General features: G+C 70.8%; 11 protein-coding genes. All 11 read left to right on the top strand.

All coding sequences use genetic code 11. The annotated features are described in order from the left end of the window. Nucleotides 1–191: 191 nt before the first annotated feature. The 11 genes from ABZS69_RS40320 to ABZS69_RS40270 all read left to right on the top strand — a co-directional run bounded on the left by ABZS69_RS40320 (nucleotide 192) and on the right by ABZS69_RS40270 (nucleotide 13286). Nucleotides 192–857 carry a glycosyltransferase family 2 protein gene (locus ABZS69_RS40320; RefSeq protein ID WP_355381577.1) on the top strand — a complete coding sequence of 222 codons (666 nt, stop codon included), beginning with the start codon at nucleotides 192–194 and terminating at the stop codon, nucleotides 855–857. Then, a complete protein-coding gene (locus ABZS69_RS40315) occupies nucleotides 854–1504 on the top strand; it encodes a TIGR04282 family arsenosugar biosynthesis glycosyltransferase (RefSeq protein WP_355381575.1) in 651 nt (216 codons plus the stop codon). The genes ABZS69_RS40320 and ABZS69_RS40315 overlap by 4 nt, the downstream gene beginning before the upstream one ends. Beyond that, complete coding sequence (locus ABZS69_RS40310; RefSeq protein WP_355381573.1) at nucleotides 1504–2517, top strand: NAD-dependent epimerase/dehydratase family protein; 1014 nt, start codon at nucleotides 1504–1506, stop codon at nucleotides 2515–2517. The genes ABZS69_RS40315 and ABZS69_RS40310 overlap by 1 nt, the downstream gene beginning before the upstream one ends. A 158-nt stretch (nucleotides 2518–2675) precedes the next feature. Beyond that, nucleotides 2676–3110 carry a hypothetical protein gene (locus ABZS69_RS40305; RefSeq protein ID WP_355381571.1) on the top strand — a complete coding sequence of 145 codons (435 nt, stop codon included), beginning with the start codon at nucleotides 2676–2678 and terminating at the stop codon, nucleotides 3108–3110. 38 nt (nucleotides 3111–3148) lie between these two features. After that, nucleotides 3149–4495: a molybdopterin-dependent oxidoreductase gene (locus ABZS69_RS40300; RefSeq protein WP_355381569.1), complete on the top strand. Its 1347-nt coding sequence runs from the start codon at nucleotides 3149–3151 to the stop codon at nucleotides 4493–4495. After that, nucleotides 4492–5004: a hypothetical protein gene (locus ABZS69_RS40295; protein ID WP_355381567.1), complete on the top strand. Its 513-nt coding sequence runs from the start codon at nucleotides 4492–4494 to the stop codon at nucleotides 5002–5004. The genes ABZS69_RS40300 and ABZS69_RS40295 overlap by 4 nt, the downstream gene beginning before the upstream one ends. Beyond that, on the top strand, nucleotides 5001–6839 hold the full coding sequence (locus tag ABZS69_RS40290; protein ID WP_355381565.1) for a glycoside hydrolase family 15 protein: 1839 nt from the start codon (nucleotides 5001–5003) through the stop codon (nucleotides 6837–6839). Before ABZS69_RS40295 ends, ABZS69_RS40290 begins: the two co-directional genes overlap by 4 nt. Before the next feature lie 129 nt (nucleotides 6840–6968). Continuing rightward, nucleotides 6969–7703 (top strand): maleylpyruvate isomerase family mycothiol-dependent enzyme, encoded by a 735-nt coding sequence (locus ABZS69_RS40285; protein ID WP_355381563.1) that lies wholly within the window; start codon nucleotides 6969–6971, stop codon nucleotides 7701–7703. 544 nt (nucleotides 7704–8247) lie between these two features. Next, nucleotides 8248–9162: an ABC transporter ATP-binding protein gene (locus ABZS69_RS40280; RefSeq protein WP_355381561.1), complete on the top strand. Its 915-nt coding sequence runs from the start codon at nucleotides 8248–8250 to the stop codon at nucleotides 9160–9162. Continuing rightward, nucleotides 9159–10508 carry an ABC transporter permease gene (locus ABZS69_RS40275; protein ID WP_355381559.1) on the top strand — a complete coding sequence of 450 codons (1350 nt, stop codon included), beginning with the start codon at nucleotides 9159–9161 and terminating at the stop codon, nucleotides 10506–10508. Before ABZS69_RS40280 ends, ABZS69_RS40275 begins: the two co-directional genes overlap by 4 nt. Nucleotides 10509–10559: 51 nt before the next feature. Continuing rightward, nucleotides 10560–13286: a bifunctional YncE family protein/alkaline phosphatase family protein gene (locus ABZS69_RS40270; RefSeq protein ID WP_355381557.1), complete on the top strand. Its 2727-nt coding sequence runs from the start codon at nucleotides 10560–10562 to the stop codon at nucleotides 13284–13286. The last annotated feature ends 1 nt before the right edge of the window (nucleotide 13287 follow it).

Here is a 13287-nt window from a genome sequence, read left to right as displayed (position 1 = left end):
GCCCTCGGCGGACTGTCAAATATGGCAGAGCAGGACAAGTCGCATGCTCTGCCGGGGACGCAGGGGCCAGCGGCCCAAACCACGGGCTCGGCCATGAAGCCGTATTCCCGCGGACCCGAACCGGTCATTTCTCGGAACGACGTCATCTTTTCGTAAGAGAAGGGGCGCTGTCGCCGCGTTAGCGTCGGCCCATGGAGATCGACGTGGTTCTGCCCTGCCTGAATGAGGAGGCGGCCCTGCCCTGGGTGCTCGGGCGGATGCCGCCCGGCTTCCGCCCGATCGTGGTCGACAACGGGTCGACCGACGGATCCGCGAGGGTCGCGGCGGAGTTCGGCGCGATGGTGGTGGCCGAGCCCCGGCCCGGATTCGGGGCCGCGTGCCACGCGGGGCTGACGGCCGCGACGGCGGATGTGGTGTGCTTCATGGACGCCGACGCGTCCCTCGATCCCGGGCAGTTGCCGCGCGTCGCGGGGCCGGTCCTGGCGGGTGAGGCCGATCTGGTCCTCGGTCGCCGCGTCCTCGGACCGGGCGCCTCCTGGCCGGTGCACGCCCGGCTCGGCAACGCCGTGCTGGCTCGCGAGCTGCGCCGCCGTACCGGTGCCGACCTGCACGACCTGGGGCCGATGCGGGCGTGCGGACGTGCCGCCCTGCTGGCCTTGGAGCTGGCGGACCGGCGGTTCGGTTACCCCCTGGAGATGGTGCTGCGCGCCGGTGCGGCCGGCTGGCGGACCGCCGAGGTCGAGGTGGACTATCTGGCCCGTACGGGGAGGTCGAAGGTGACCGGTACGGTGCGCGGCACGCTCCGGACAATCGGTGACATGCGCAGGGTCATGGCCGACAGGGCGGGTATGACGTGAGTTCGCATCATATCGACGGCGGGCAACTTCTGGTGATCGCCAAGGAGCCCGTACCGGGAAAGGTGAAGACCCGCCTGACCCCGCCCTGCACTCCGCGCGAGGCCGCGGCACTGGCCGGCGCCGCGCTGGAGGACACGTTGCGGACGGTCGCCCGGGTTCCGGTGGCCCGCCGCGTGATCGCTCTCGACGGGGCTCCCGGGGCGTGGTTGCCCGCCGGGTTCACAGTCGTTCCGCAGCGCGGCGACGGCCTGGACGAACGGCTCGCCGCCGCCTTCGACGACGCCCACCGGCTGTCGCCCGCCCCGATCGTGCTCATCGGCATGGACACCCCGCAGGTGTCCGTCGGCCTGCTGGCTGAAGCCGTGTCGTTGCTCGGCGTCCACGACGCGGTGTTCGGCCCCGCGACGGACGGTGGGTTCTGGCTTCTCGGACTGCGCGCCCCCGACCCCGATCTGCTGCTCGGCGTGCCGATGTCCGAGCCGACGACAGGAGAGATCCAGCTGAACAGACTGATTGAGGCCGGAATGAGCGTCGCCTGCCTGCCTTGCCTGACCGATGTGGACACGATGGCGGACGCGGTGGAGGTGGCGGCGCTGGCTCCTCACTCCCGGTTCGCCGCCGCGCTCGCCGGAACGGCGGTGTTGTGATGACCCCTTCTCGCGAGGCGAAGGTGCTGGTCACCGGCGCGGCCGGGTTCATCGGGAGCCATGTGACGGAGGCGCTGGAAGCGGCCGGACACGAGGTGGTCCGCCTCGACCTCAGGACCGGCGACGACGTGCGCGACGCCGCCACGCTCGACCGGTCGATGGCGGGGGTCGACGTCGTCGTGCACCAGGCGGCCAAGGTCGGGCTCGGCGTGAATGTGGCCGACCTGCCGGACTACGCCTCGGTCAACGTGTACGGCACGGCCGTGCTGCTCGCCGCGATGGCCCGGCAAGAGGTCGGGCGGCTGGTGCTGGCCTCCTCGATGGTGGTCTACGGCGAGGGCGCCTACGACTGTCCGAGCCACGGCCGGGTACGGCCCGCGCCGCGTTCCGCCGCCGCCCTGGCCCGCGGGCTCTTCGAACCTCGTTGTCCTCGGTGCGACTCGGAGGTGGTCCACGCCACCATCGATGAGGACGCGCCGGCGGATCCCCGCAACGCGTACGCCACCAGCAAGCTGGCGCAGGAGCATCTGGCCGCCAACTGGGCGCGCGAGACCGGCGGCACGGCCGTCGCGTTGCGGTACCACAACGTGTACGGGCCCAGGATGCCCCGGGACACACCGTACTCCGGGGTGGCGGCGATCTTCCGGTCCGCGCTGGAGGCCGGTCGAGCACCCAGGGTGTTCGAGGACGGCGGGCAGTTGCGGGATTTCGTCCACGTCCGCGATGTCGCCCGTGCGAACGTCGCCGCGCTCTCCGGCGGCCGGCCGGGCCTGCTGGCCGCGTACAACATCGCCAGCGGGGAGCCGCACAGTGTCGGTGACATGGCCGTGGCACTGGCCACGCACCATGGCGGGCCGGAGCCGGTGACGACGGGGGAGTACCGGCTGGGCGACGTCCGCCACATCGTGGCCGCTCCGCACAAGGCGGGTGCGGAGCTCGGCTTCCACTCCCGGATCGGGTTCGACGAGGGGATGAAGGAGTTCGCCACCGCACCCCTGGCCTGCCCGGCGTGACCTGCCGCGCGGCGGGAAGCGCTGGCGCCGCTGCGCGACCTCTGGCTCTTCCCCCGCGGCGCCGGCTGCGAAGGGCCCGACCGTTACCCGATCCACTCCGGAGACTCGGTCACGTCGTGCACGCGGATCAACCGCCCCGGCGTGCACCGGGGCGCCGGATGCTCGACACCCTGGCCGTCCTCGGCCCCGCCCGCCTCGTGGGCGTTCCCCGCGGCCTCGTCATCCTCGGGATCGCGATCTTCCACGTGCTCCGCCACGGTGACGCGGATCGGCCGTGGCAGGGCGCCCTGCTGGTGACCGTGGTGGGGTTCCTCGTGTTCACGCCCGGCTATTCCTGGTACGCCGTACTGGTCGCCCTCGACGGCCGGTGGGAGTGGCCCGGCGTCCCGCTGGCGAGCGGCGCTGTGTACATGGGCGCCGGCTCCGGGACCATCGCCTACGCCCTCGCCGCGCTGGCGGTGGCCGCCGGGCTTGTCGCACGCGCGATCCGTCCCCCACCCGGCAGCGCGTACGACGCCCCGAGATTGCGAAGAGCGGCCGGACATTGCCGAATGGGTGCCGGGGCGTGGCTTTGGAAAGGCCGTTTCCGGTAAGGAGACCAACCAGCCGACATTGGATTTCGGGGGGATCGGTGCCGGATGCGTCGCGGGGGCGCGATCGTGAGGTCAAGCCCGACAAGAAGGGCCGCCTGGCCGCGCGCCTCAGAGGGTGGAACGGGCCGCCCGGGCCGTTCCGGCCGGAGTTCTGGCGCAGCCCGCTCCGCGGCCCCTGGCTGACCTCGGTGCTCGGACTGATCCTGCTGGCCGGGATCACCCTCGTCGCGATCACCGGGCTGGTGTCGTACGCCGCCTACGAGCCTCGCCTGCCGGGCAACGACACCACCCCCGGCAGGGGCCTGCTGGGCTTCTATCTGTTCGGCTGGCCCACGGACCCGGTCTGGTTGTACCGGGTCACCCAGGGCGCGCACGTCGTCGGCGGGCTGACACTGGTGCCGATCCTGCTGGCCAAGCTGTGGTCGGTCATCCCCAAGCTGTTCTCCTGGCCGCCCGCCCGTTCCGTGGCGGAGGCCGTCGAGCGGGCCAGCCTGCTGCTCCTGGTCGGCGGCGCGGTATTCCAGTTCGTGACCGGGATCCTCAACATCCAGCTCTTCTACGTCTTCCCGTTCTCGTTCTACCCGGCCCACTTCTACGGCGCATGGATCTTCATGGCCGCCTTCGTCGTACACGTCGTCATCAAGCTGCCCCGCGTCATCCACACCCTGCGAACGTACGGCCTGCGCGACTACCTGTGCCTCTCCGTGGCGGACACCCGCCCGGAGCCGCCGGACCCCGATGGCCTGGTCGCCGTCGACCCGGCGCCCCCCACGATGTCCAGGCGCGGCCTGCTGGCCTTCGCCGGCGGCGGCTCGCTGGTCATGTTCGGCCTGTCCGTCGGCCAGTGCATCGACGGGCCGTTGCGCCGAACCGCGCTGCTCGCTCCCCATGGACGCCTCTACGGGACGGGCCCCAACGACTTCCAGGTCAACAAGACAGCGGCGAGCCTCGGCGTCACACCAGACCGGACCGGCGAGTCCTGGCGGCTGGCACTCGTCGGACCGCACCGGACGGAGCTCTCCCGCGCGGACCTGCTGGCGATGCCGCTGTACACCTACGCCTTGCCGATCGCCTGCGTGGAAGGCTGGTCGACCGTCCAGACCTGGACCGGCGTACGGCTGGCCGACCTCGCCCGCCTCGCCGGCATCCGGACCGGCTCGACAGGCGTCACCGCCAGGTCTCTGCAACGCGGGGGCTATTTCGGTCAGGCCTCGCTCAGCGCCGCGCAGGTCGCCGACCCGCGCTCGCTGCTGGCGCTGCGGGTCAACGGCGCCGACCTGTCCCTCGACCACGGATACCCGGCGCGGGTCATCGTCCCCAACGCTCCCGGAGTGCACAACACGAAGTGGGTGCGCGAGCTCGACTTCACCCAAGGGCGATCTTGAACGGCCGCGGCCGGTGGGCAAGGACCTACGGTGCCCCTTCGTGGCACCTGCTCGTACTCGCCCTCTGTTTTCTGGTCGCCGGTTACGCCGCCACCCGGGTGATCGACGTGGGGATCTGGCCCGGCTTTCTGGTGTGGTTCGTCGGGGCCGTCATCCTCCACGATCTGGTGCTGTTCCCTCTTTACTCCGCCGCCGACCTCGCCGCCCGGTCCGCCACCGCCCGTACCCGTCGCCGTGGTCGTACGGCTGCTCGGCGTCGGCCTCGGCCGACGGGGCGGCGGCCGGCTCCGATCAACTACCTGCGTGTGCCGACCGCGTTCTCGGGTCTGCTGCTGCTGGTGTGGTCCCCGCTCATCCTGCGCGGCGCCGAGCCCAACTACCGGGCGGCGGTCGGCTTGAGCACCATCCCTTATCTCCACCGATGGATTCTGGTCACCCTGGTGCTCTTCGCCGCCTCAGCGCTGCTCTACCTGCTGCGACGCCTGGCCGCGGGGCGGGCCGGCCGTTGAGCGCCCGGCCGATCGGCGACTACGCGATGCTGTCGGACTGCCGCTCCGCCGCGCTGGTCACGTCCGACGGCTCTGTTGACTGGCTGTGCCTGCCACGTTTCGACAGCCCGGCGCTCTTCGCCCGGCTGCTGGACGAAGAGGCCGGCTTCTGGGCGATCCGGCCGGCATGTCCGGCCGAGGTGACCCGTCGGTACGTCGAGGACACCCTTGTGCTGGAGACCACCTTCCGGACGCGCGACGGCACCTTGGTGCTCCTGGACGCTCTCGCGCTGGGCCGTGGCGAACGTGCGCACGCGCTGGGCACGTCATCCCCCGGCCTGCTCCTTCGCCGGCTCGCCTGCACCGAAGGGCGGGTGCCTGTGGAGATCGTGTATGCGCCCCGGCCCGAGTTCGGGCTGGTCCGCCCGCTGATGCAACCGGTCCGCGGCGGCCTGATCGCCCGTGGCGGCTCCGACGTGCTCACCCTGTCCAGTCCGGTGGAGTTCCGGACCGGCGGCTCGGTCGCGGAGGCCGCTCTCACCCTGCGCGCGGGACAGAACGTCGGCCTGGCCCTGCAGGCCGGCCGGGCCTGGGCGCCCGACCCGCCGTGCCGTACCTCCTGGGCCGTCGCGCGCCGGATCCGCGACACCGTCGCGGGATGGCGCTCCTGGTCACGCGGGCACGGCGACTACGACGGACCCTGGCGCCGGCAGGTCAACCACAGCGGCCGGGTTCTGCGCGCCATGACCTACGCCCCGACGGGAGCCATGGTGGCCGCGGCCACCACCTCCCTGCCGGAAAGCATCGGCGGGGAGCGCAACTGGGACTACCGCTACACATGGGTCCGCGATGCCAGCTTCACCCTGCACGCCCTGAACACGGCCACCTGCGAGGAGGAGGAAACCGCCTTCTTCACCTTCCTGTCCCGCGCCTGCGCGACCCAGGTCGACGCGGACCCGGACCTGCAGATCATGTACGGCATCGGCGGCGAGCGCGACCTGAGCGAACGGCGGCTGCCGCATCTGCGCGGGTGGCGGGACAGCGCCCCCGTGCGGGTCGGCAACGACGCCTGGCGTCAACGTCAGCTCGACGTGTACGGCGAACTGCTCGACGCCGCCCACCAGACCTACCGGGACATCGGCCCGTTCGACCCCCTCACCCGCTCGCTGCTGATCGGAGTGGCCGAGACGGCCGCGCGCCGCTGGCAGGAGCCGGATCAGAGCCTGTGGGAGGTCCGTGGCCCCAGCCGGCACTTCACGCACTCCAAGCTGATGTGCTGGGTGGGGCTGAACAGGGCGATCACCCTGGCCCCGGTGCTGGGGGCCGTCTCCCGGGTCGCCGACTGGACGCGCGTCCGAGACGAGATCCACGCCGCGATCCTGACCCACGGATGGAACGAGCAGGAGGGTGCTTTCACCCAGACGTTCGGCGGCCTCCACATCGACGCCGCCACCCTGATGATGCCCCTCGTCGGATTCCTGCCGCCGGACGACCCGAGAATCCGCTCCACCGTGCAGGCTGTCGCCACCCGGCTGACCGACGCGAGAGGGCTCGTTTACCGCTACCGTTCCGCCGACGGGCTGGCGGGCCAGGAGGGCCCATTCCTGCCGTGCACCTTCTGGCTCGCTCACGCGCTCGCCCTCACCGGTCAGGACGCCGAGGCCAGGCGGGCGTTCGAGACCGCCGCCTCCTGCGCCAATGACGTCGGCCTGCTCAGCGAAGAGGTGGACCCCACCACAGGAGAGGCGATTGGCAACTACCCTCAGGCCCTCAGCCACATCGGCCTGATCAACGCCGCCCGCGCCATCGGGGGGCACCACAGCGAAGACGTGCGACCGGCGACCAGCGCTCCGTAGGGCGCGCGGGCTCGGGGGAGGCCGATGGCCCGGTGTGGCGCGTTGTTGAGGGCTCGGCCCAAGTCGCCCGGTCGCACCGGTGCCACAAATCAGCGACCGTCGGCCGAACATTGTTCTAGTCTGGTCATCATGACGGACATCTTCGCCGACCTCAGGGCCGAGTACGAACAACTTGACGCCGTTCTGTCCGCCCTCACTCCCGCCCAGTGGTCCCATCCCTCGGCCGCCGAGGGCTGGACCGTCTCCGACGTCGTGCTCCACCTGACCCAGTCCGAAGAGCTCGCCGCCGCCTCGATCGCGGGCGAGGGCGCCGCGTTCACCGGCCGGCCCACCGGCGAGGTCGACGCCGTGGCGGACGCGTCCGTGGTCGCTCAGCGCGGCATCGCCCCCGCTGCGCTCCTGAGGCGCTGGCGTACGGCCGCCTTCGCGACCCCGGAGGCCCTGCGGGCCCACCCCAAAGGCGCTCGGCTGTCCTGGGTCGCCACCCCGCTCTCCCCGGCGACTCTCGCCACCACTCGCCTGGCCGAGCACTGGGCCCACGCCCACGACGTCACCGACCCGCTCGGCATCCCCTATCCCGACGGTGCCCGCCTGCGCCACATTGCCTGGCTCGGTCACCGTACCCTGCCCTACGCCTTCGACGTGGAGGGCATCGAGGGCGGCCCCGTCTACTGCGAGCTCACCTCACCCGACGGCGAGCTCTGGCGCTACGGCGACCCTTCCGCGCCGTCCACGATCACCGGCCCCGCCGCCGATTTCTGCCGCGTCGGCGCCCGCCGCCTGTCGCCTGCGGACACGACGCTGAAGGCGAGCGGCCCGTACGGCCCTCAGGCACTCGCCGTCCTGCGCAACTACGCCCTCTGACGGCGCCGGGCGGGACACCCGTCCCGGCTCGTCAGGACTCGGCGCCCAGAAGCGGGCGCGCCGCCCTGCCTCAACCGCTGGGCCTTGGAAATGTCCGGCCGGTGATGTCGTTTCAGGCTGGAGCTCACCGCCAACCCGGCCCAGCAGGCGCTGCTGGAGGAACGGATCAGCTGGGGCTGATCAAGCCTCCGCCGGCGCCGCCGGTGGTCGGCCTGCTCGGTGTCGAAGTCGCCCAGCGGGCGCCGAGCAGCGCTGACTCGCCGGTGCGGGAGGCGCGCATCCCGCCGGCCTCCACGGTGGGGAGACCGCGACCCACTGGGCCGCGTTGCCCTCCCTCCCGGCCCACAACGCGCACGGTGTCCTCGGAGCGGACGTGCAGCCGGCCCTCCAGAACGCATGGGACCCGCCTAGTCAGTCCCTAGCCGCCAAAGTCCTGAAACAAGGGCTGATCCAGTGGTTTACGCAGAGTTTGGCTGGACGTCAGCTCCGTGTAAATCCCGATCTTTAGATTGCCCGGGTTGGGGATCAAGCAAAGGGGACCGACATGGCGGCGATTCCCCCCGCAGTCCGGGCACGCGGGATCATCAAGACCTTCGGCGAAGTGCTGGCCCTTGACCATATCGACCTCTTCGTGCCGGGTGGGCAGGTCCACGGGCTCGTCGGGCCCAACGGCGCGGGGAAGACCACGCTCCTGGGCCTGCTGCTCGGCCTGACGGTCGCCGACGGCGGCAGACTGGAGATCCTCGGTGCGCCGGTGGGGCGGACGCTGGCCGTACCCGATGGCGTTGCGGGTTTCGTCGACGGGCCTGGGCTGTATCCCTCGCTCACGGCCCGCCAGAACCTGACGGCGCTGGCCTCGCTGCGGGAGAGCGCCGTCGACGCGAGTGAGGCGCTGGAGCAGGTCGGGCTCACCGACGTCGCCGACGACCGGGTCCGTGGCTTCTCGCTGGGCATGCGTCAGCGGCTGGGGCTGGCCGCCGCGCTGCTCACCCGGCCGCGGCTGCTCGTCCTGGACGAACCGGCCAACGGCCTCGATCCCGCCGGCAAGCGACACGTTCACCGGGTCATCAGCGCGCTGGCCGCCGACGGAACCGCGGTGGTCCTGTCCAGCCATCGGATGGACGACCTGGCCGCGCTGTGTTCGGAGGTGACCATCCTCGCCACCGGGCGGGCCGTGTTCTCCGGTCCGGTGAGCAAGTTGGCCGCGGAGAGCGGCGACCTGGACTACCGGCTGGTCACCACCGACCCCGATGCCGCCAGGGAGCACGCGGCGCAGACGCCCGGGCTCCGCCTCGTGCCGGGCAAGAACACCGACGTGGTCGTGCACGGATCGACGCCCTCCCTGGACGAATTGATCGCCCGCCTGGTGACAGCAGGGGTCGCGCTCAGGGAGCTGGGACCGGTGGTGCCACCACTCGAGGCCGCCTTCCTGAGGCTCACGGAAACGGACCCTTCATGACAGCGACCGCCGCAGAACCCCGGACCGCCAGCCCCGCTCCCTTACGGAAGGGTTACCGGTTCGAGCTGGTCAAGTTGCTCTCCCAATGGCGGATCCGGCTGCTGCTCCTGGTCTGCTGGCTCGGCCCCGCGGCGTTCGTGGCCGTGGTGAGCCTGCAGAGCTCGCTCCCCACCGATACAGTCTTCGGCCGCTGGATGAACGCCACCGGCTGGGCGGGATCACTGGTCGTCCTGGACTTCGCCTGCACGTGGGCGCTCCCGCTGCTGACCTCGCTGGTCGCCGGCGACGTCTTCGCCGTGGAGGACCGGCTCGGCACCTGGCGCCACCTGCTGGTGGCCGTACGGTCCCCGCGCCGCATCTTCGTGGCCAAGAGCCTGGCCAGCCTCACCGTCATCCTGCTCCTGGTGATCGGGCTGACCGCCTCCGGCATCGCGGGCGGTCTGGCCGCCGTCGGCAACGGGCAGCTCGTCGGCCTGGACGGCCGCATCATCGCCCCCGGGGACGCGGCAAGCACGGTCCTGCTCGCCTGGGCCTGCGCGCTGGCGCCCACGCTCGCGTTCGCCGCGGTCGGTCTCCTCGGCTCGATCGTCCTCGGCCGCTCTCCCATGGGCCTGCTGATGCCCGCGCTGCTTGCCCTGGTGCTCCAGCTCGCGCAGTTGCTCCCACTGCCCGCGGCGGTACGACTGGCGCTGCCGAGCGAGGGCTTCCTGGCCTGGCGCGGACTCTTCACCGCCCCTGTGCAGACCGGCCCCCTCCTCATCGGCCTGGCGGTGAGCCTGGCCTGGGCGGTTGCCGCCACCGCCCTGGCGTACCGGCTGTTCCTGCGCCGGGACTTCACCGACCTGAACTACGACGGGTCGGCCAGGAACATCCTGTCCGGGGTCCTGCCGCTGACCGCACTGACCGTCCTCGCCTACGGCGTGATCGTCGTGGCGACCCCGGCCACCGGCTCGGGTATCGAGCAGGCCAAGGTGCAGGACTCGCTCGCCACGGCCTTCGCCCACCTCTACCGGCTGCAAACCCGCGAGCTCGGCCGCCCCGACGTCACCGAGGCGCAGCTCCAGGCAGCTGCCTCCTGCGACAAGGGCGGCTCGCGGGTCGCGGACGAAGGCCCGGGCAACGACTGGCGGTGCGTCGTGTCCTGGCACTTGCCAGGCGCCACAGCCCTCGGCAACGCCACCTACCAGCTCGACATCACCTCGGACGGCCGCTTCATCGCAGACGGTGACGGCCCCAAAGAGGTCAACGGCTATTTCCAGGTTCGCACTCCCATCGGGGACGCTCCCAACCCCCTGTGGCAGTTCGACGTGAACATCGATCTGCTCACACGCACCGTGAAGGGCTGATGAACAATGCACGTCACACGTCGGCGCATCACCAAGAGCCACCGCCGGCTCTTGGCATGGCGTTCCAGCCGCCGGGCCCGCGTCGCAGTCGCGGGCTCCGTGGCCATCGCCGTCACCGGCGGCGGCATCGCCTACGCCTCCACCGAGGGGTTCGACTCCAACCTGGTCGGCACCACGTACAAGGACGGCCTGCAGCTCGCCAGTGACCAGATCATGAAGTCGATCGGCCGCCGCCTGCTCGTGGACAACGGCAAGCTGCTGGCCTCGACCATCAGCCCGGACGGCCGCTTCCTCGCCGCCCTCACCAACGACCGCTCGATCGCGCTGACCATCGTCGACCTGCGGACGTACAAGGTGCTGCAGCAGGCGGGCACCGCCGCGACCGCCGGGGTGCGCATCTCCGGCAACGACGTCGGCCAGGAAGGTCCCGCGTACTCTCCGGACGGTAAGACCCTGTGGTTGCCGCAGATCAACGGCTTCAACCGCTTCCCTGTCAACGCCGATGGAACCCTGGGCGCTCCGACGTTCATCACCATCGCCGCACAGGGTGCCATGAAGGCGCTGCCCGCACAGGCGGTCTTCTCCACCGACGGCACGACCGTGTACGTCACCGTCAACGGCCAGAACCGCGTCGTGGCCATGGACGCGGCCACCGGCGCGATCCAGCGGAGCTGGACTGTGGGCACGGCGCCACGTGGCCTGGCCATGGTCGGCGGCAAGCTGTACGTCAGCAACGAGGGCGGCCGCCCGGCCAAGCCCGGCGAGGCGACGATGAACTCCTACGGCACCCAGGTGCCTGCCAACCTCGTCACCGGCGCGACCACCACCGGCACCGTCAGCGTGATCAACATCGCCGACCCCGCCGCTGCGGTCACCTCCATCGACGTGGGACTGCACCCGACCGCGCTGCACGCCGCCCGCGGCGCCCTGTTCGTCACCAACACCTTCGACGACACGGTCTCGGTCATCGACACCGCCCGCGACCGGGTCGTCCAGACGATCGCCACCCAGCCGTGGCCGCAGTCGCAGGTCGGCTACGCCCCCAGCGGGGTGACCCTGACCGGGGACGGTCACCTGCTCGTCACTCTCGGCCGGGCCAACGCGCTCGCCGTCTACCGCTACACCCGCCCGCAGGAACCCGTCAGGTACGTCGGCCTGCTCCCGATGGATTACTACCCGGCGGAGGTGACCACCGTCGGCGACGAGGTGATCGTCACCAACATGCGCGGAATCGGCGAGCGCGGCCCGACCCGCACCATCGACAAGGGACCGGGCACCACCCCGGCGACCGGTCACAACACCCACGACTCCACCGGCACGCTGCTCCGCTTCAGGCTGCCCGACGACCGGGCGATCGCCAGGTCCACGGCCACGGTTTTCGCCCAGAACGGCTGGGGCAAGCACGATGTCAGGCAGGCCGACGCGAACAAGCAGCATCCCGTCCCCATCCCCAAGCGCCTGGGCGACCCCTCGACGATCAAGTACGTCTGGCTGATCGTCAAGGAGAACCGGACCTACGACCAGCTGTTCGGCGACGATCCGCGCGGCAACGGCGACCCGTCGCTGGCGCAGTTCGGCGAGAAGGTCACGCCGAACCAGCACGCCATGGTCCGCCAGTTCGGCCTCTACGACAACACCTACTCCATCGGCACCAACTCCGCCGAAGGCCACAACTGGCTCATGCAGGCGGACAACCCCGAGTACACCGAGTCCAGCGCCGGGCTGTACCAGCGCAGCTACGACACCGAGGACGACGCGCTCGGCCACCAGCGGTCCGGCTTCCTGTGGACCGGCGCCCAGGCCGCAGGCAGGACGGTGCGCAACTTCGGCGAGTTCACCATGTTCGAGACCGTGCCTCCGGGCGCGACGTGGCAGGGTTTCTACTGCGACGCCAAGAACATGGCGGCCACCGGCCAGGACACCACCATGAAGACCGACACCCAGTCGCCGATCCCGTCGCTCAACGCGGTCACGGTGCACGAGTATCCGAAGTACGACCTGAACATCCCCGACGTCTACCGGTACGAGATCTGGAAGCGCGACTTCCAGGCCAAGGGCCCCGCCAACCTCAACATGATGTGGCTGTCCAGCGACCACACCGGCGGACCGCCGAACTCGGTGGCCTCGGTCGCCGACAGCGACCTGGCCACCGGCAGGATCGTCGACACCATCTCGCACAGCCCGTACTGGAAGGAGTCCGCGATCTTCGTGATCGAGGACGACACGCAGAACGGCGTCGACCACGTCGACGGCGCTCGCGGACCCGTGCAGATCATCAGCCCCTGGGCGCAGCACGGCAAGGTGGACAGCACCTACTACACGCAGATCACCGTGATCCGCACCATCGAGCAGATCCTCGGGATCCAGCCGATGAACCAGAAGGACAGCGCCGCCACCCCGATGAGCGGGGCCTTCACCAAGAAGCCCGACTACACCCCGTTCAACGTCGTGCCCAACCAGGTGCCGCTCACCGACGGCCTGACGACCCCACCGGCCTGCGGCAACGACAGCGGGACGCCCACCGCGGCGACTGCTGTGTCCTCCGATGCCGTGTCCTCCGACAAGCAGGACGCCATCGACAAGTGGACCGCCTGGCAGAAGGACCAGCACTTCACCGGGTCGAACGCGATCCCCGACTACGCCAGCCCCGCACTCATGGACCACTTCACCTGGTACCAGGCACACAACTGGGACACCCCCTACCCCGGCGAGACCAGAATCCTCGCCCCGGTCGAGGTACCAGGCGGCTTCCTGCCATCACCCGAACGCGACGGCTGAC

Origin of the sequence: Nonomuraea sp. NPDC005650 (genome assembly GCF_040605375.1) — a bacterium.
Classification (GTDB): Bacteria; Actinomycetota; Actinomycetes; order Streptosporangiales; family Streptosporangiaceae; genus Nonomuraea.
This window is presented reverse-complemented; position numbering and strand designations above follow the sequence as displayed.

Coding starts and splice junctions, on each gene's coding strand:
- ABZS69_RS40280 (WP_355381561.1), top strand. CDS start 8,248: ATGGCGGCGATTCCCCCCGCAGTCCGGGCACGCGGGATCATCAAGACC.
- ABZS69_RS40275 (WP_355381559.1), top strand. CDS start 9,159: ATGACAGCGACCGCCGCAGAACCCCGGACCGCCAGCCCCGCTCCCTTA.
- ABZS69_RS40305 (WP_355381571.1), top strand. CDS start 2,676: ATGCTCGACACCCTGGCCGTCCTCGGCCCCGCCCGCCTCGTGGGCGTT.
- ABZS69_RS40285 (WP_355381563.1), top strand. CDS start 6,969: ATGACGGACATCTTCGCCGACCTCAGGGCCGAGTACGAACAACTTGAC.
- ABZS69_RS40320 (WP_355381577.1), top strand. CDS start 192: ATGGAGATCGACGTGGTTCTGCCCTGCCTGAATGAGGAGGCGGCCCTG.
- ABZS69_RS40310 (WP_355381573.1), top strand. CDS start 1,504: ATGACCCCTTCTCGCGAGGCGAAGGTGCTGGTCACCGGCGCGGCCGGG.